At 62.0% G+C, this 15,984-nt stretch carries 18 protein-coding genes; 1 reads left to right on the top strand and 17 read right to left on the bottom strand.

The window, feature by feature from the left end; genetic code table 11:
• Positions 1–5: 5 nt before the first annotated feature.
• Complete coding sequence (chrA, locus tag CFY91_RS05360; protein ID WP_093985322.1) at positions 6–1,211, bottom strand: chromate efflux transporter; 1,206 nt, start codon at positions 1,209–1,211, stop codon at positions 6–8.
• A 195-nt stretch (positions 1,212–1,406) separates the two neighbouring features.
• On the opposite strand from chrA, the gene CFY91_RS05355 reads away from it, so the two are divergent.
• Positions 1,407–2,090: a glutathione S-transferase family protein gene (locus CFY91_RS05355; protein WP_093985321.1), complete on the top strand. Its 684-nt coding sequence runs from the start codon at positions 1,407–1,409 to the stop codon at positions 2,088–2,090.
• A gap of 3 nt (positions 2,091–2,093) precedes the next feature.
• Here the strand turns inward: CFY91_RS05355 and CFY91_RS05350 are convergent, their stop codons facing one another.
• From CFY91_RS05350 to ccoO, 16 genes are all read right to left on the bottom strand, one after another.
• The gene (locus tag CFY91_RS05350; protein WP_093985320.1) at positions 2,094–2,387 is read right to left on the bottom strand and encodes a cyd operon YbgE family protein; all 294 of its coding nucleotides are present in this window, start codon (positions 2,385–2,387) and stop codon (positions 2,094–2,096) included.
• Entirely contained in the window at positions 2,377–2,484 is a 108-nt protein-coding gene (gene cydX / locus CFY91_RS05345) for a cytochrome bd-I oxidase subunit CydX (RefSeq protein ID WP_093985319.1), read from the bottom strand. The genes CFY91_RS05350 and cydX overlap by 11 nt, the downstream gene beginning before the upstream one ends.
• 49 nt (positions 2,485–2,533) lie before the next feature.
• The gene (gene cydB / locus CFY91_RS05340) at positions 2,534–3,676 is read right to left on the bottom strand and encodes a cytochrome d ubiquinol oxidase subunit II (protein ID WP_093985318.1); all 1,143 of its coding nucleotides are present in this window, start codon (positions 3,674–3,676) and stop codon (positions 2,534–2,536) included.
• A 10-nt stretch (positions 3,677–3,686) separates the two neighbouring features.
• Complete coding sequence (locus tag CFY91_RS05335) at positions 3,687–5,252, bottom strand: cytochrome ubiquinol oxidase subunit I (RefSeq protein WP_093985317.1); 1,566 nt, start codon at positions 5,250–5,252, stop codon at positions 3,687–3,689.
• Positions 5,230–5,436, bottom strand: coding sequence for a cytochrome oxidase putative small subunit CydP (cydP, locus tag CFY91_RS05330; RefSeq protein WP_165765301.1), 207 nt, complete (start codon positions 5,434–5,436; stop codon positions 5,230–5,232). Before cydP ends, CFY91_RS05335 begins: the two co-directional genes overlap by 23 nt.
• 377 nt (positions 5,437–5,813) lie before the next feature.
• Positions 5,814–6,362: an adenine phosphoribosyltransferase gene (locus tag CFY91_RS05325; protein WP_093985315.1), complete on the bottom strand. Its 549-nt coding sequence runs from the start codon at positions 6,360–6,362 to the stop codon at positions 5,814–5,816.
• 149 nt (positions 6,363–6,511) lie between these two features.
• Positions 6,512–7,246, bottom strand: coding sequence for a fumarate/nitrate reduction transcriptional regulator Fnr (gene fnr / locus CFY91_RS05320; protein ID WP_093985314.1), 735 nt, complete (start codon positions 7,244–7,246; stop codon positions 6,512–6,514).
• Between the two features lie 270 nt (positions 7,247–7,516).
• Positions 7,517–8,881 (bottom strand): oxygen-independent coproporphyrinogen III oxidase, encoded by a 1,365-nt coding sequence (gene hemN, locus CFY91_RS05315; RefSeq protein WP_093985313.1) that lies wholly within the window; start codon positions 8,879–8,881, stop codon positions 7,517–7,519.
• 120 nt (positions 8,882–9,001) lie between these two features.
• Positions 9,002–9,679, bottom strand: a complete 678-nt coding sequence (locus CFY91_RS05310) for a sulfite exporter TauE/SafE family protein (RefSeq protein ID WP_093985312.1) — start codon at positions 9,677–9,679, stop codon at positions 9,002–9,004.
• Positions 9,669–9,878 carry a cbb3-type cytochrome oxidase assembly protein CcoS gene (gene ccoS, locus CFY91_RS05305; RefSeq protein WP_093985311.1) on the bottom strand — a complete coding sequence of 70 codons (210 nt, stop codon included), beginning with the start codon at positions 9,876–9,878 and terminating at the stop codon, positions 9,669–9,671. Before ccoS ends, CFY91_RS05310 begins: the two co-directional genes overlap by 11 nt.
• Entirely contained in the window at positions 9,875–12,328 is a 2,454-nt protein-coding gene (locus tag CFY91_RS05300) for a heavy metal translocating P-type ATPase (RefSeq protein WP_093985310.1), read from the bottom strand. Before CFY91_RS05300 ends, ccoS begins: the two co-directional genes overlap by 4 nt.
• A gap of 7 nt (positions 12,329–12,335) precedes the next feature.
• Positions 12,336–12,842, bottom strand: a complete 507-nt coding sequence (locus tag CFY91_RS05295) for a FixH family protein (protein ID WP_093985309.1) — start codon at positions 12,840–12,842, stop codon at positions 12,336–12,338.
• Positions 12,843–12,854: 12 nt separating this feature from the next.
• On the bottom strand, positions 12,855–14,267 hold the full coding sequence (ccoG, locus tag CFY91_RS05290; protein WP_093985308.1) for a cytochrome c oxidase accessory protein CcoG: 1,413 nt from the start codon (positions 14,265–14,267) through the stop codon (positions 12,855–12,857).
• A 127-nt stretch (positions 14,268–14,394) separates the two neighbouring features.
• Positions 14,395–15,315 (bottom strand): cytochrome-c oxidase, cbb3-type subunit III, encoded by a 921-nt coding sequence (gene ccoP, locus CFY91_RS05285; protein ID WP_093985307.1) that lies wholly within the window; start codon positions 15,313–15,315, stop codon positions 14,395–14,397.
• Complete coding sequence (locus tag CFY91_RS05280; RefSeq protein WP_093985352.1) at positions 15,312–15,500, bottom strand: cbb3-type cytochrome oxidase subunit 3; 189 nt, start codon at positions 15,498–15,500, stop codon at positions 15,312–15,314. Before CFY91_RS05280 ends, ccoP begins: the two co-directional genes overlap by 4 nt.
• 6 nt (positions 15,501–15,506) lie before the next feature.
• Positions 15,507–15,984, bottom strand: a 478-nt coding sequence (ccoO, locus tag CFY91_RS05275) for a cytochrome-c oxidase, cbb3-type subunit II (RefSeq protein WP_106408245.1), incomplete at its 5' end; no start/stop codon positions are given.

The raw sequence follows: 15,984 nt of genomic DNA, 5'->3' as shown, positions 1-15,984 counted from the left end.
GCCTGTCAGTGGCCCAGGCCGAGCAGGCCGCCGCACAGCGCGCAGCCCAGCACCACCAGCCAGGCCGGCAGGCGCCAGTACTGCAGAGCCAGCCAGGCGAGCAAGGCCAGCGCCAGCTCGCGCGGGCCGGCAATCGCGCTATACCAGATCGGCTGGTAGAGCGCCGCCAGCAGCAGGCCGACCACCCCCGCACCCACCCCGGCCATGGCGGCCTGCATGCGGGCCAGGTGACGCAGGCGATCCCAGAAGGGCAGGGCGGCGGCGACCAGCAGGAAGGACGGCAGGAACACTGCCAGCAGGCACAGCAGGCCGCCACTCCAGCCATTCAACGGGCCGTGCTGGACGGCACCGAGAAAGGCGGCAAAGGTAAACAGTGGACCGGGTACCGCCTGCGCAGCGCCGTAGCCGGCAAGAAAATCACTGTTGCTGACCCAGCCGTTGGGTACCACTTCGGCCTGCAGTAGCGGCAGCACTACGTGGCCGCCACCAAACACCAGGGAGCCGGCACGGTAAAAGGCATCCACCAGTTGCAACGGTTGCCACTGACTGGAGTCGGCCGCTAGTGGCAGACCGAACAGCAGTACGATGAACAGCAGCAGGCAGAGCCATGCCGGACCTGCGCCGGCGGCGCGCGAGCCAGGCGCCGCAGCAGCTTCGACAGGCGCCTGCAGCCACAGCATGCCGGCCAGGGCCGCCAGACCAATGACCACCAGCTGATTCCACGCTGAAGGCCAGAGCAAGATCAGCAGACAGGCCAACACCATCAGGCTGGCCCGCCGCGCGCCCTGGCACAGGCTACGCCCCATGCCCCATACAGTCTGGGCGACTACCGCCACGGTGACGATCTTCAGGCCCTGCAGTACGCCGCTTGGTAGGCTGTCTGACCAGTTTTGCAGACCCAGGGCAAAGCCGATGAGTAGCGCCGCCGAGGGCAAGGTGAAGCCGCACCAGGCGGCCAGGGCCCCGGCATAGCCGGCACGTTGCAGGCCCAGGGCCATGCCTACCTGGCTGCTCGCGGGGCCGGGGAGGAACTGGCAGAGCGCGACCAGTTCGGCATAGCGTGCCTCGTCGAGCCAGCGGCGTTCCACCACCAGGGCCTGGCGGAAGTAGCCCAGATGGGCCAAGGGGCCGCCGAAGGAGGTTAGCCCCAGGCGCAGGAAAATCAGGAAAACCTGCCAGGGTGAGTCTGGCGCAGCTAGGGGTTTGCACATAGGGGAAATGATCAGGCAGAAAACTGCTGGCAGCTTAACGTGGCGGGTCGAGTCTGCCGAGCCGCGATGACGGTTTTGTGACTGTGCATCATGCCGCCTGCCTATGCTGGCTGCATCCGTTGCTGAATGAGTGTTGTCAGCCGGCATACTGTCTGGTTAACGTGGCGCACCTTGGTTGCTCTGGATAACTGCCCCATGTTGACCCTGCATCATCTCGAATTCTCGCGCTCGCAGCGCATCCTCTGGTTGTTGGAAGAGCTGGGGGTGCCCTATGAGCTGAAGGTTTACCGCCGTGATCCGCTGACGCGCCTGGCACCGGCAGAACTGAAGGCTGTCCACCCGCTGGGTAAGTCGCCGGTGATCACGGATGGCGATGAAGTCATCGCCGAGTCCGGAGCAATCATCGAGTATCTGGTGGAACGCTACGCCAGCCAGGCCAGTGGCGAGTTGGCTGGTCTACAGCCTGCGCCTGGTACACCGGCACATCGTCAGTGTCGCTTCTGGATGCATTACGCCGAAGGGTCGTTGATGAACTGGCTGGTGATGAAGCTGGTGTTCACGGTGATTCCCAACAAGCCCATGCCGTTTTTTGTGCGTCCCATCGCGCGAGGCCTGTGCAGCAAGGTGCAAGCCAGCCTGATCGATCCGAACCTTCGCAGCGCGCAGGCATTTATCGAAGCACATCTGGCCACGCACCGCTGGTTTGCCGGTGAGCAACTGAGCATGGCCGATTTCCAGATGAGTTTTGCCATCGAAGCCTTGCTGGCGCGTGGCCAGGCCAGCGAGTCGCCCTGCCTGGGCGCCTACCATGCGCGCCTGCAGGCACGTCCGGCTTATCAGCGCGCCCTGGCTAAGGGTGGTCCGGTGCTGGGGCTGTAACGGCTAGGTGGTTTGCGCCTGCCAGAGCAGCGCATAGCCCAAGAGCAGTAGTGGCCAGGCGCTGAGTGGGCCGAACAGCAGGCGCCAGTGCAGCGGGCGTGGGTCGAAACCCACGCCATGCACGAAACCGCCGGAAATGCCCAGCATGACCAGCATCAGCAAGCCATGGCTGTAGCGTCCCTGGCTATCCAGCATGGCGGCTGGATGGATCAGCAGCAGCAGGGCCAGCGGGCTGGCCAGCAGCAGCGATACAGCGCGCGCCAGCGCATGCTGTAGCCAGTGTCTGTTACGGCTCATGGCTGTCGAGATCCTGGGTGCTTTCCAGCCACAGGACATTGATAATGGCCAGGCTGCAGGCCAGTAATACGCCAAGAATCCAGGTGAAATACCACATCTGTCAGGCTCCTCGTCAGCGGGCGATGCGTAGCATCGCCCGTTTAGCTTCAATAAAGACCGTGGGGGTTGTTGCGGATTTGTGCCGTAGTCACCGTGCCCCACATCTTGGCGTAGCTCCACAGGGTGTAGAGCAGGATCAGTGGGACGAACAGACAGGCCACTACGAACATGATGCCAAGCGTCTTGTGGCTGGATACGGCATCCCATAGGGTCAGGCTCGATTGCGGATCAATGCTGGACGGCATGACGAAGGGGAACAAGGCAAAGCCTGCGGTGCACAGCGTGCCGATGATGGCCAGGCTGGAGCCCAGGAATGCCCAGCCAAACAGGCGGCCACTGGCGCCGAGCCAGGCCAGTGCGGCCCCGGCCAGGCCAAGCAATGGCGCGATCAGACTGAGTGGTTGGCGGCTGTAGTTGTCCAGCCAACCCGGATTGCCCACGGCCACCTGCTTGGCTAGTGGGTTGCTGGCAGCGTTACCGTCAACTGCGCTGACCAGTTGCAGGCCCTGAATGTCACCCAGCCATAGCCACAGGCCTGCAGCCGAAAAACTGGCCAGGTAAAGCACCGCGCAGTACCGTGCGGCACGGCGACTGCGCAGGGCGATGGCGCCCTCACTGCGCATGCCCAGCCAGGTGGCACCGTGCAGGCAGAGCATGCTCAGGCTGACGAGTCCTGCCAACAGGCCGAAGGGATTGAGCAGCTGCCAGAAGTTGCCGTGGTAGCTGACGCGCAGGTCGGCATCGAACTGAATCGGCACGCCCAGCAGCAGGTTGCCGAAGGCCACGCCGAACACCAGCGCCGGTACCAGCCCGCCGATGCACAGCCCCCAGTCCCAGCTCTGTCGCCAGCGGGTATTCTCCAGCTTGCTGCGGTAATCGAAGCCGACCGGGCGCACGAAAAGGGCGAACAGCACGACCAGCATTGCCCAGTAGAAGCCGGAGAACGAGGCGGCATAGACCAACGGCCAGGCGGCGAATAAGGCGCCGCCCGCGGTGATCAGCCAGACCTGGTTGCCGTCCCAGTGCGGGGCGATGGTGTTGATGATGACTCGGCGCTCTTCATCGTCGCGGCCGAGCAGCGGCAACAGTGCGGCGGCTCCCAGATCGAAGCCATCGGTCAGGGCAAAGCCGATCAACAGGACACCGACCAGTATCCACCAGACCAGCTTGAGGCTTTCATAATCGAGCATGGCATTCTCCTCAGGCGATGGCCGGCTGTGTGCGTTCGAAGTGGTAGCGGCCGGTATGCAGGCTGCTTGGGCCAAGGCGCGCGAAGCGGATCATCAGGTACATCTCGATGACCAGCAGCACGCTGTAGAAAGCCACCAGCGCGATCAGCGACCCCCAGACGTCCGTGGTGGACACACTGGATACCGACAGGTGGGTGGGGAGTACTTCGCCAATCGACCAGGGCTGACGGCCGTGCTCCGCGACATACCAGCCGGTTTGCGCGGCAATCCATGGCAAGGGCAGGCTGAGCAGCGCCCATTTGAGCAGCCAGGGCTTGTGCTCCTCATTGCGTTTGGCGGATGCCCAGAAGGCGCAGATAAACAGCGCGAGCATCAGCACACCGCAGCCGACCATGATGCGGAAGGTCCAGAACAGGCTGGCAACATCCGGGATGGTGTCGAGGCTGGCCTGGGCGATTTGCTCAGGCGTGGCATCGACCATCTGCTCGGTGTATTTCTTCAGGAGCAGGCCATAGCCGAGGTCGGCCTTCACGGCGTCGAAGGCCTGCAGCGTGGCCGGGCTACGATCACCGCTGCGTAGTTGCTGCAACAGCGCGTAGGCTTGCATGCCGTTGCGGATACGCGCCTCGTGCTGTATCAGCAGGTCCTTGATGCCGGTCACTTCGCCGTCCAGCGAACGGGTGGCGATCAAGCCGAGTGCATAGGGGATACGGATGGCATAGTCGGTGCGCATGGCTTGCTGGTCAGGCAGACCGAACAATGTGAACGCGGCCGGCGCTTCATGGGTATCCCACTCGGCCTCGATAGCGGCCAGCTTGGTCTTCTGCACATCGCCAATCTCGTAGCCGGATTCGTCGCCCAGCACGATGACCGAGAGAATCGACGCCAGGCCGAAGGCCGAGGCGATGGCGAAGGAACGCCGGGCAAAGCCGAGGTCGCGGCGCTTGAGCAGGTAGTAACTGGAAATCGCCAGCACGAAAACGGCACCTGTCACATAGCCGGCGGCTACGGTATGCACGAACTTGACCTGCGCCACCGGGTTGAACAGCAGCGCCGAGAAGTCGGTCAGCTCCATGCGCATGGTGTCGATGTTGAATTCGGCGCCTACCGGGTTCTGCATCCAGCCATTGGCGATGAGAATCCATAGAGCCGAAAGATTCGAACCCAGGGCAACCAGCCAGGTAACGGCCAGGTGCTGAAGCTTGGACAGACGTTCCCAGCCGAAGAAGAACAGGCCGATGAAGGTTGATTCGAGGAAGAACGCCATCAGCCCTTCGATAGCCAGCGGCGCGCCGAAGATGTCGCCGACGTAGTGGCTGTAGTAGGCCCAGTTGGTGCCGAACTGGAACTCCATGGTCAGCCCGGTGGTGACGCCGAGGGCGAAGTTGATGCCGAACAGCTTGCCCCAGAACTTCACCATGTCCTGATAGACCTGCTTGCCGGTCATCACATAGACCGACTCCATGATGGCCAACAGGAAGGCCAGGCCGAGTGTGAGGGGGACGAAGAGAAAGTGGTACATGGCAGTCATGGCGAACTGCAAACGCGATAGGTCAACGAGTTGTTCCGAGATCATCCCGGTACTCCTTGGATACGGCAGGGCGAGAAGAAACAGGCGGCTGCGGGGTATCGGTCAACAGGTGTTGGCTGACGCGCTCGCTACCGTCCACCGGCAGGGTCGGGGAGGGGAACCACAGTGCCTTGATGGCCAGCAGTACAGCCAGCTTGATCAGGGCGATCACCGCTATTTCACGAACCAAAGGGATTCGCCAGGGTGAGGATGAAGGGCCTGCGTGCGCCGACGTGGCCGCCTGGGTAGTGCATGGCTTGGGCGACGGAGAGGCTGTCATCTTTATACTCTGTGGGGTATTGCGCGGTACTACTTTAGTCGTAGCAAAGCCACCGGCTCAATCAATAATCGCCAATGGGGTGTGCGGTGTGTTGTCGCAGGCGTTTTTGTCGCGCACAGCTCGGCCTGCCTTGGCGAGCGGGCGTTTGCAGGGTGCTGGTAAGGGCGAGCTGACTGGGGACTGGACGTGGCGGGCTGTCAGAAGGCTGTCCGGGTAGGCCGTACGCATTGCCGCGTAGTGCAAAGGCCTACCTGGAGCAGCGAGTTGTGCTGTCTTGCCGCGCTCTGTCAGCGATCGTCGAGGGCGAAGGCGGTGAGAGTGAAGGTAGGGATGTGCATATCCTGCAGCTTTTGCGAGCCACCCAGTTCCGGTAGGTCAATGATGGCGGCTGCCTCGAACAGCTCGGCGCCCATACGTCGAATCAGCCGTGCAGCGGCCAGCAGCGTGCCACCGGTGGCGATCAGGTCATCGAGCAGCAGTACCTTGTCGCCGTCACACAGGCTATCGGCATGTACCTCCAGCAAGGCTTCGCCGTATTCGGTCTGGTAGCTTTCGCTTAGCACGTCGGCGGGCAGCTTGCCGGCTTTGCGGAACAGTACCAGTGGCTTGTTCAGTTGATAGGCCAGCACGCTGCCGAGCAGGAAGCCGCGGGCATCCATGGCGCCGATGTGGCTGAAGTCAGCTTCCACATAACGCTGGGCAAAGCTGTCCACCACCATGCGCAGGGCGCGCGGTGACTGGAAAACCGGGGTAATGTCGCGGAAGACGACCCCCGGTTTGGGAAAGTCGGGCACCGGACGGATCAGGGATTTGACGGTAAATTCGTCGAAGATCATGAAGACAAACCTGTTAACGCGTGTTGACGGCGAAGTATAGGCGTGTACGCCTGTACACTGCATGTTGAAAATCAAGTCCGTCGTGCCCGGATGGCAAAACGGCCTGCACAGGTGGACTGTGCAGGCCGTTGTTGTTGCTTGCCAGCGGCTTAGCGGTCGGCGCTGCCACCGGCCAGGGCGCACAGCCCGATGGGGTCGAGAATGCGTACTTCCTTGCCTTCGCTTTCCAGTAGGCCATTCTGCTGGAAGCGGGTGAACACCCGGGAAACGGTCTCCACGGCGAGGCCCAGATAGGTGCCAATTTCGTTGCGCGACATGGCCAGACGGAATTGGTTGGCGGAGAAGCCGCGTGCCTGGAAGCGTGCCGACAGGTTGACCAGGAAGGTGGCAATACGCTCGTCGGCAGTCTTCTTCGACAACAGCAGCATCATCTGCTGGTCGTCGCGGATTTCCCGGCTCATCACGCGCATCAGCTGGCGACGCAGCTGTGGCAGCTGGATGGCAATTTCGTCGAGACGGTCGAAGGGAATCTCACAGACCGAGGTGGTTTCCAGTGCCTGTGCGGACACCGGGTAGGCTTCTGTGTCCATGCCAGCCAGGCCAACCAGTTCGCTGGGCAGGTGAAAGCCGGTGATCTGTTCTTCACCGATATCGGTAACGCTGAAGGTTTTCAGGCTGCCCGAGCGTACGGCAAAGATGGCATTGAAGTGGTCACCCTGGCGAAACAGGAATTCGCCTTTTTTCAGCGGGCGTCCGCGCTTGACGATCGCGTCGAGCGTGGCGACATCTTCCATGTTCAGCGACAGCGGCAGACAGAGCGGTGCAAGGCTGCAGTCGTTGCAGTGAGCTTGATGGGTTGTGCGAACCCTGATCGGCTCTTTCATCGCAAGTTCCTTGGGGCTGGGCTAACGTGCGAGCAAGGTTAACCCACTGCGGCTTACACCGCTAGACATACTCCCCCCCGCAAGATTATCGATAGCTTGGCCGCAGCGCATAGTGATCTGGATCAGTTGCGGCGTGGGTGTCTGTCACAACCGGCCTGCTAGCCGCGCCAGACGGCGCTTGTGCGGGCGTGCGTGGTCTGCTGTCAGGCAGCTCCTGCAGTTGTCGCGGGGTGTGAAGTGGCGCACGTCAGCGACGACGTGTCGCAGGATTCAGGCGCAGGTCAGGGGTTTGCGGTAACGATCGAAGAGCATGCAGACCGAGCGCACCAGGAGGCGTCCGGAAGCCGTGATATCGAGGCGCCGGTCGCACAGCTCGATCAGGCCGTCGTTGGCCATTTGCTGGAGGTCGTTCCAGATGTCGGCGAAGTAGCTGCGGAAGTCGATGCCAAAAGGCTTTTCGATATCGCTGAACTCCAGCTCGAACTCGCACAGCAGGCGCTGGATGATGTGGCGTCGCAGGCGGTCATCCAGGCTGCAGGTATGTCCGCGGCAGGTACTCAGTTGGGCGTTGTGCAACTGTGTCAGGTACTGCTCGAGATCGCAGGTGTTCTGGCAGTACAGGTCACCCACCTGGCTGATGGCCGAGACGCCCAGGCCGATCAGGTCACAGTGCCCGTGACTGGTATAGCCATGCACGTTGCGTTGCAGGAGGCCATCTTCCTGGGCAATCGCCAGCTCGTCATCGTTGAGGGCGAACTGTTCAAGGCCTATGTAGCGATAACCGGCGCGGGTCAGCTGCTCGATGCTATTTTCCAGCATGGCCAGGTTGCCTGCGTCGCCCGGCAGCTCCAGCGCATTGATGCGTTGCTGCAGCGGGAAACGTTCTGGACGATGCTGATAGTGGCGTAGCGACAAGCGCTCGGGTTGCAGGGCCATGATGGTCTGCAGGGTATGGGCGAAGCTTTCCGGGGTTTGCTGTGGCAGGCCATAGGTCAGCTCGATGTTGATCGAGCGGTATTGCAGGGTGCGCGCGGCCTCTACCAGATTGCAGGTCTGCTCCAGGCTCTGTTGGCGATTGACGGCGCTTTGCACCTGCGGGGCCAGGTCTTCCACGCCCAGGTTGACGCGGTTGAAGCCCAGCTCGCGGAGCAGGCCCATGGTCGACCAGGAGGCAGAGCGCGGATCGACGTCGATGCTGTAGTCGGTGCTGCTGTCATTGAGCAGGGTAAAACGCTGCCGCAGATGAGCCATCAGCTGACGCAATTCTTCCTGGTTGAAGAACGTCGGCGTACCGCCGCCCAGATGCAGTTGCTCGACCTGCTGCTGACGGTCGAGGTGGCAACTGATCAGGTCGATTTCCCGCTGCAGGTAGTGCAGGTAGCGTGCGGCGAGTTCGCGATCCTGGGTAACGATGCGCAGACGGTCGCAATGAAAGCAGGCGCTGTTGCAGAAGGGCAGGTGGACATACAGGGACAGCGGGCGACGTGCCTTGCGGCTTTCGCGCAGGGCATGCAGTAGCTCGAAGGAGCTGACATCTTCATGGAACTGTCGCTGCAACGGGTAGGAGCAATAGCCTGGTCCGGCCCGGTTGTAGCGGCGGATGAGATTTGCATCCCAGCGGATGGCGTCAAGCATGCAAAGTCGACCCAGGACAAAGTCATTCGATGGCGCCCAGTCTAGGGGGTAGTTGCCAGGGAATACTTGACTTGTGTCAAGGGACAAAAAGTCGCAAGTTTTGTCCGCTGCAATCTCTGCTCAGTGGCCCATCAGCCAGTGCTGGTGTGGGCCGGGTAGGCTCCACAGACCGAACAGTATGACCAGCAGGCCGGCAGCCGCGCGTATACCCCGTTGCCGGAGCAAGCCCAGCAGGCGCTCGGCGGCCAGGCCGCTGGCAAGCAGAACCGGCCAGGTGCCGAGGCCGAAGGCCAGCATCAGCAGCGCGCTGTCCAGCGCACTGCCCTGGCTGGCAGCCCACAGCAGGGTACTGTAGACCAGCCCGCAGGGCAGCCAGCCCCATAGTGCGCCGAGTAGCAAGGCTTGCGGCAGCCTGCTGACGGGCAGCAGTCGGCTGGCCAGGGGTTGCAGGTGCCGCCAGAGTCCGCGACCGATCGCCTCGATGCGCGTCAGGCCATGCCACCAGCCGGCCAGGTACAGGCCCATGGCGATCAGCAGGAGGGCTGCCAGTACGCGCAACAGCATGGCCAGTGGGCTGTTCTCCAAGGCCCAGCCGGCCAGGCCGAGTAGGTAGCCGGCAGTTGCATAGCTGAGGATGCGGCCCAGGTTGTAAGCCAGCAGCAGGCGCAGGCGACGACTGCGCTGCTGCGCCGGAATGGCCAGGGTCAGGGCGCCCATCAGGCCGCCGCACATGCCCAGGCAATGCCCGCCACCCAGTAGCCCGAGTACCAGTGCGGGGATGACCAGCTCAAGCGTCATGCGAGGATTTTTCCTCTGTCTGCCCCTTGGCCTCGGCCTGTCCAGCCTGGTGAGCTGGATCTTCGTCATCGAAGAGGATGCTGTGTGCGGGGCCTTCGAGGTCGTCATACTGGCCGCTATCTACGGCCCAGAAGAACAGCCAGATAGCCAGAGCGACCACGATCACGGCAATCGGGATCATGACATAGAGAGCGGTCATACGGACTCCGGGACGGGGGCCTGAGGGTGCGACGTTGCACTAGGCGCCTTGTCAGGTGCTTGCAGGCGCAGGGCGTTGACAACCACCAGCAACGAACTCAGCGACATGCCCAGGGCTGCCCAGGCCGGGGTCACCCAGCCCAGTGCGGCGAAGGGCAGGATCAGGCCGTTGTACAGGGTGGCCCAGGACAGGTTCTCGATAATGATCCGCCGGGTGCGACGGGCCATGACGAAGGCGCTGATCAGGCTGTCCAGGCGATTACTGAGCAGTACCGCGTCGGCACTGGTCTTGGCCAGGTCGGTCGCGCTGCCCATGGCAACACTGATATCGGCGGCAGCCAGCACCGGCACGTCGTTGACGCCGTCACCGAGCATCAGTACGCGGCGACCCTCGGCATGCAGCTGGCGAAGTACGGCGAGCTTGTCATCGGGGGTAAGGCCGCCGCGTGCGTCATCTATACCCAGTTGTGCGGCGACACTGGCCACCATCGGCGAGCTGTCACCGGACAGCAGGAGTGTTTGCCAGCCGCGTTCCCGGCAGGCTGCCAGCAGTGCCGGGGCATCCTGGCGCAGGCGATCATCCAGGCCAAACCAGGCCAGCGGCCCTTGCTGGTCACCCAGCAGCAGCCATTGGCCGCTATCGCTGGGTATGGCGGGCACGATCTGGCCGCTCAGGGCACAGACGAAATCGGCCTGGCCGATACGCAGCGTGCGGGCCTCCACTTGCCCCTGCAGTCCCTTGCCTGGCTCGCTGCGTACCTCTTCGGCCGCTTGCGGTGCACGACCGAATGCCCGGGCGATGGGGTGTTCCGAGCGATTTTCCAGTGCCGCAGCCAGCGCCAGGCACTGTGTACTGTCCAGTGCTCCGAGTGGCACGACCTGACGCAGGGTCAGGCGGCCCTCGGTGAGGGTGCCGGTCTTGTCGAAAATCACCGTATCGATATGGTTCAAGCCTTCCAGCACGTGGCCACGGGTCAGCAGCAGGCCGGCACGGTGCAGGGCACCGGTAGCGGTGGTCAGAGCGGTTGGGGTGGCCAGCGACAAGGCACAGGGACAGGTGGCTACCAGCAGGGCGAGAACGATCCAGAAAGCGCGGTCACTGTCGATCTGCCACCACACCAGGCCAACCAACGCGGCGACGATCAGCACTGTAATGAGGAACCACTGTGCGACGCGATCGGCCAGTTCGGCCAGGCGCGGTTTCTCGCTTTGCGCGCGCTCCAGCAGGCGGACGATGGCGGATAGTCGGGTGTCCTGGCCCAGTGCCTCTACCTGTACGGTCAGCGGGCCTTCGACATTCAGTGTGCCGGCGGTCACGCGATCACCCGGCTGGCGAGGCAGGGGCAAGTACTCACCGCTGAGCAGCGATTCATCGATGCTCGATTGTCCGCTGAGAATGATGCCGTCGGCCGGCAGCAAGGTACCGGGCGGCACCAGCACCTGTTCGCCACGGCGCAGTTCGCTGAGCAGGATGCGCTGACTATGACCTTCGGCATCCAGGCGCAGACAGGAGGCCGGCAGCAGGTTGACCAGCTGCGCGGTCGCTGCGGCGGTGCGTTCACGGGCACGACGCTCCAGGTAGCGTCCGGCCAGCAGGAACAGGGCGAACATACCCACGGCATCGAAATACAGTTCGCCACGCCCGCTGACCGTTGACCAGATACCGGCCAGGTAGGCGCCGCCAATGGCCAGGGAAACCGACACGTCCATGGTCAGGTGGTGGGTGCGCAGGTCGCGCAGCGCACCCTTGAAAAAGCCGGTGCAGCAATAGAAAACGATGGGCGTGGTGAGGAACAGGCTGACCCAGCGCAGGATGCGGTCCATATCGCTGGACAGGTCGAGGTTGAACTCAGGCCAGGTGGCCATGCTGGCCATCATTACCTGCATCCACAGCAGCCCGGCGACACCCAGCTGGCGAAGCGCACGGCGATTTTCCTGGTGCAGTTGCTCGGCCGCCTGGTCAGGCTGATAGGGATGCCCGGCATAGCCGATGCGCCGCAGGCTCTTGAGGATGCCGCTTAGGGCTAGCTGGCTGGACTGCCAACGCACCTGCAGGCGCTGGTTGGATAGGTTGAGGTGGGCCTCGGCGATGCCTGGGAGGGTACGCAGGTGGCGTTCGATCAACCAGCCGCAGGCGGCACAGCTGATCCCTTCGATCAGCAGGCAGGTTTCGGCCAGCTCACCCTCATGGCGTACAAATGGTTGCTGTACTTCAGCGCGATCGTAGAGTGCCAGTTCGTCAGCCAGTTCGCGCGGCAGGGCTTCGGGGTTGCTGGCGGTTTCGCTACGATGCTGGTAGTAGCTTTCAAGGCCACCCTGGACGATGGCTTCGGCAACGGCCTGGCAGCCCGGACAGCAAAAGTCTCGCGTCTGCTGCAGTACGCTGGCCTGGAAGCGACTGCCGGGCGGAACCGGCAAGCCGCAGTGGTAGCAGGGTAGGGGGGCACTCATGGAGCGTTCAGTGACCGAGGAGGATCACCTGGCCATCGACCAGCTCTTCCTCTTCGAACAGTCGCCACTGACGCCCACCTTCTTCGCCGAGGATTTCCACGAAGCGACGACCCTGTACCTCATCTTGCAGCAAGCCGCGATAGCGCTTGCCTTCGACAGGCTGCAGGATGACCCGGCGATCCTTGCTTTCCTGGGTCGGCGAGATCAGGTTGAGCACCAGTTGCTGCGGATTGCTGTAGCCCTCCAGCTGCAACTCGGCGGTCCCGGTGGCGTTGTCCAGGCTCAGCTGTCCACGAATGGACAGCTGTTCGGCAAACTTCTCCCGGTCCAGCGACTGGTTGATGCCCTTGCCGGCATCGTAGTAGTTGCTGACGACCAGTGTGTCGGCACCGCGCGTGGCGATGGTCAGCAGCGACAGGCCGAGGATGACCGAGGAGAGCAGTATGCCGATGATGAACCACGGCCAGAACTGCTTGTACCAGGGCTGCAGAGAAAGATCGTCAGCGTGCGACATGGGGCTCCTTGATTAGCGCAGGGTGGGACCGATGAAGCGGCTTTCGGATTCGTCGCTGATGCTCGGGTCTTCAACCGCCTGGATTGTGAAGGCGATGGTGTTGGTGCTCGAGGGCAGCTTCTCCGGATCCAGCGACAGCTCGACAGGCAGCGAGAGAATTTCGCCCGCCTTGGCGGCGACCTGTTGCTTGCCTTCATAGACCAAGCCATCCAGACCGCTGGCAGTGATGCTGAAGGTAAGATCGCGCTGGGCCTTGTTCATGATCTTCAGGGTGTAGACGTTTTCGATGCGCCCTTCTTCGTTCTCGCGATACAGCACGCGATCCTTGAGTACGTCGAGCTCCGTCAGCGAACGGTTGAACACTGCATAGCCGAACAGGCTGCTCATTACGCACAGGGCGATGGCATAGCCTATCAGGCGCGGGCGCAGCAGGTGGGTCTTCTGTCCGGAAAGATTGTGTTCGGTTGTGTAGCTGACCAGGCCACGCGGGTAGCCCATTTTGTCCATGATGCTGTCGCAGGCGTCGACACAGGCTGCGCAACCGATGCATTCAATTTGCAGACCATTGCGGATGTCGATGCCGGTGGGGCATACATGCACGCACATCTTGCAGTCGATACAGTCACCCAGGCCGTCAGCCTTGTAGTCGGCATCCTTCTTGCGCGGGCCGCGATTTTCGCCGCGCCCGGCATCGTAGGAGACGATTAGCGTGTCTTTGTCGAACATCACGCTCTGGAAGCGCGCATAAGGGCACATGTAGATGCAGACCTGCTCACGCAGCCAGCCGGCGTTACCGTAGGTGCCGAGTGTGAACATGCCAACCCAGAAATAGGCCCAGCCATTGGCCTGGCCATTAAGCAGTTCCGGGATCAGTTCACGGATGGGCGCAAAATAGCCCACGAAGGTCAGGCCGGTGACCAGGCCAATCAGCAACCACAGTGAATGCTTGGCTGTCTTGCGTGCCAGCTTCTCGGCGCTCATGGGCTGCTTGTCGAGTTTCATGCGCTGGTTGCGATCACCTTCGGTGACTTTCTCGCACCACATGAATACCCAGGTCCAGACACTTTGTGGGCAGGTATAACCGCACCACACGCGTCCGGCGAAGACGGTAATGAAGAACAGGCCGAAGGCGCAGATAATCAGCAGCCAGGACAGCAACATGAAGTCCTGCGGCCAGAAGGTTGCGCCAAAGACATGGAACTTGCGGCCGGGCAGATCCCACCAGACGGCCTGGCGGTCGCCCCAGTTGAGCCAGACAGTGCCGAAGTAGAGGATGAACAGAAGTGCGCCACCACCCATGCGGATAGTGCGGAACAGGCCGGTAAAGGCCTTGGTGTAGATGGCCGGCCGTTTGGCATAGAGATCAACGCCAGCGTTGCCCTTGCCATTCGGGGTTATGTTTTTTACAGGAATTTGTTCAGTCATCACGGCTTACCACGGCGGTTTATGAGACTCCTGCTTATAACTTGCAGGAATAATCTTATAACTGCATTAATGGTACGCCTGTCTGTCTGAGAAGAGGTGCGACAGGCTGTCGCACCTCTGGACAGGATCATTGATCTTTATTGTTCTGCGACAGGCTATACACGTACGCAGCCAGCAGGTGCACCTTGTCATTGCCAAGGAAGTCCTTCTGGGCGGGCATCTGGCCATTACGGCCATAGCGCAGGGTTTGCTGCACCTGGGCAAAACTGGAGCCATACAACCAGACTTTGTCGGTCAGGTTCGGCGCCCCCATGGCTTGCATACCTTTGCCTTCAGCACCATGGCAGACTACACAATTGGTCTGGTAGATCTGTTGACCTGCGGCAATGTCGATGCCGAGGTCTTCAGGATTCTTCAGGCCAGAGAGGCTGCGCACATAGCCGGCAACATTGCGGATGCCTGGCTCGCCAAGGATTTCTCCCCAGGCCGGCATGACAGCCTGGCGACCATTGAGGATGGTGGTTTTGATGGCCTCTGGCTCACCGCCCCACAACCAGTCGTGGTCGGTCAGGTTGGGGAAGCCATAAGCGCCCTTGGCATCGGAGCCGTGGCATACCGAGCAGTTGGAAGCAAACAGGCGACCGCCCATTTTCAATGCCTGCTCGTCCTTGGCGACTTCCTCGATGGGCATCGCGGCATATTTGGCGAAGATCGGCCCGTACTTCTCGTCGGCCTTGTCCATCTCCTTTTCCCACTGCTTGACCTGTGTCCAGCCGCCCTCGTAGCCTGGGAAAATACCTTTCCAGGTACCCATGCCCGGGTAAAGGATCAGATAGCCCACGGCGAATACCAGGGTGGCCACGAACAGCATGAACCACCAGCGCGGCAGCGGGTTGTCGTATTCCTCGATGCCATCGAAGGCGTGGCCAAGGGTTTCTTCGGTTGTGTCTTTGCGCTGGCCTTTGCGGGTGGCAAAGATCAGCCAGGTCAGCGCCACCAGGGTGCCGCCTGTCAGGAGGATGATGTACCAGCTCCAGAATGAGGTCATTCGTTGTTGCTCCTGGAAGAGTGCTCGTCACGCGAAGGGGTGCGGGTCTCTTCGTCGGCGAAGGGCAGATTGGCTGCTTCGTCGAAGCTCGATTTGCGCTTGTTGCTGTAGGCCCACAGCACGACGCCGATAAAGGCTACGAACACCAGCAGGGTGCCGAGGCCACGAAGCGTCCCGATGTCCATCATGCGTTACCGTTTGTTCTTGATAGAGGTGCCCAGAACCTGCAAGTAGGCAACCAGGGCGTCCATTTCACTCTTGCCTTTGACCGCGTCACGGGCTCCGGCGATATCTTCATCGCTGTAAGGAACGCCGAGGGTGCGCAGTGCCTGCATCTTGGCAGCAGTGTGTTTGCCATCCAGGGTGTTCTCGACCAGCCAGGGGTAGGCGGGCATCTTCGACTCGGGCACGACGTTGCGCGGGTTGTACAGGTGCGCACGGTGCCAGTCGTCGGAGTAGCGGCCGCCGACGCGGGCCAGGTCCGGACCGGTCCGCTTGGAACCCCACAGGAAGGGGTGGTCCCAGACGCTCTCACCGGCGACCGAGTAGTGGCCGTAGCGTTCGGTTTCCGCGCGGAACGGACGAATCATCTGCGAATGGCAGCCCACGCAGCCTTCCTTGATGTAGATGTCACGGCCTTCCAGTTGCAGGGCGGTGTAGGGCTTCATG

The organism is Pseudomonas fluvialis, from assembly GCF_002234375.1.
Lineage (GTDB): Bacteria > Pseudomonadota > Gammaproteobacteria > Pseudomonadales > Pseudomonadaceae > Aquipseudomonas > Aquipseudomonas fluvialis.
Note: the sequence above shows the minus strand (reverse complement) of the source record. Positions and strands in the feature narration are given on the sequence as shown.

Excerpts from the sequence above, each read along its gene's own strand:
- CFY91_RS05355 (WP_093985321.1), top strand. The coding sequence starts at position 1,407 with ATGTTGACCCTGCATCATCTCGAATTCTCGCGCTCGCAGCGCATCCTC.
- CFY91_RS05310 (WP_093985312.1), bottom strand. The coding sequence starts at position 9,679 with ATGACGCTTGAGCTGGTCATCCCCGCACTGGTACTCGGGCTACTGGGT.
- ccoP (WP_093985307.1), bottom strand. The coding sequence starts at position 15,315 with ATGACCTCATTCTGGAGCTGGTACATCATCCTCCTGACAGGCGGCACC.
- CFY91_RS05300 (WP_093985310.1), bottom strand. The coding sequence starts at position 12,328 with ATGAGTGCCCCCCTACCCTGCTACCACTGCGGCTTGCCGGTTCCGCCC.
- CFY91_RS05335 (WP_093985317.1), bottom strand. The coding sequence starts at position 5,252 with ATGATCTCGGAACAACTCGTTGACCTATCGCGTTTGCAGTTCGCCATG.
- CFY91_RS05325 (WP_093985315.1), bottom strand. The coding sequence starts at position 6,362 with ATGATCTTCGACGAATTTACCGTCAAATCCCTGATCCGTCCGGTGCCC.
- ccoG (WP_093985308.1), bottom strand. The coding sequence starts at position 14,267 with ATGACTGAACAAATTCCTGTAAAAAACATAACCCCGAATGGCAAGGGC.
- CFY91_RS05280 (WP_093985352.1), bottom strand. The coding sequence starts at position 15,500 with ATGGACATCGGGACGCTTCGTGGCCTCGGCACCCTGCTGGTGTTCGTA.
- fnr (WP_093985314.1), bottom strand. The coding sequence starts at position 7,246 with ATGAAAGAGCCGATCAGGGTTCGCACAACCCATCAAGCTCACTGCAAC.
- CFY91_RS05350 (WP_093985320.1), bottom strand. The coding sequence starts at position 2,387 with ATGAGCCGTAACAGACACTGGCTACAGCATGCGCTGGCGCGCGCTGTA.
- cydB (WP_093985318.1), bottom strand. The coding sequence starts at position 3,676 with ATGCTCGATTATGAAAGCCTCAAGCTGGTCTGGTGGATACTGGTCGGT.
- ccoS (WP_093985311.1), bottom strand. The coding sequence starts at position 9,878 with ATGACCGCTCTCTATGTCATGATCCCGATTGCCGTGATCGTGGTCGCT.
- chrA (WP_093985322.1), bottom strand. The coding sequence starts at position 1,211 with ATGTGCAAACCCCTAGCTGCGCCAGACTCACCCTGGCAGGTTTTCCTG.
- CFY91_RS05295 (WP_093985309.1), bottom strand. The coding sequence starts at position 12,842 with ATGTCGCACGCTGACGATCTTTCTCTGCAGCCCTGGTACAAGCAGTTC.
- cydX (WP_093985319.1), bottom strand. The coding sequence starts at position 2,484 with ATGTGGTATTTCACCTGGATTCTTGGCGTATTACTGGCCTGCAGCCTG.
- hemN (WP_093985313.1), bottom strand. The coding sequence starts at position 8,881 with ATGCTTGACGCCATCCGCTGGGATGCAAATCTCATCCGCCGCTACAAC.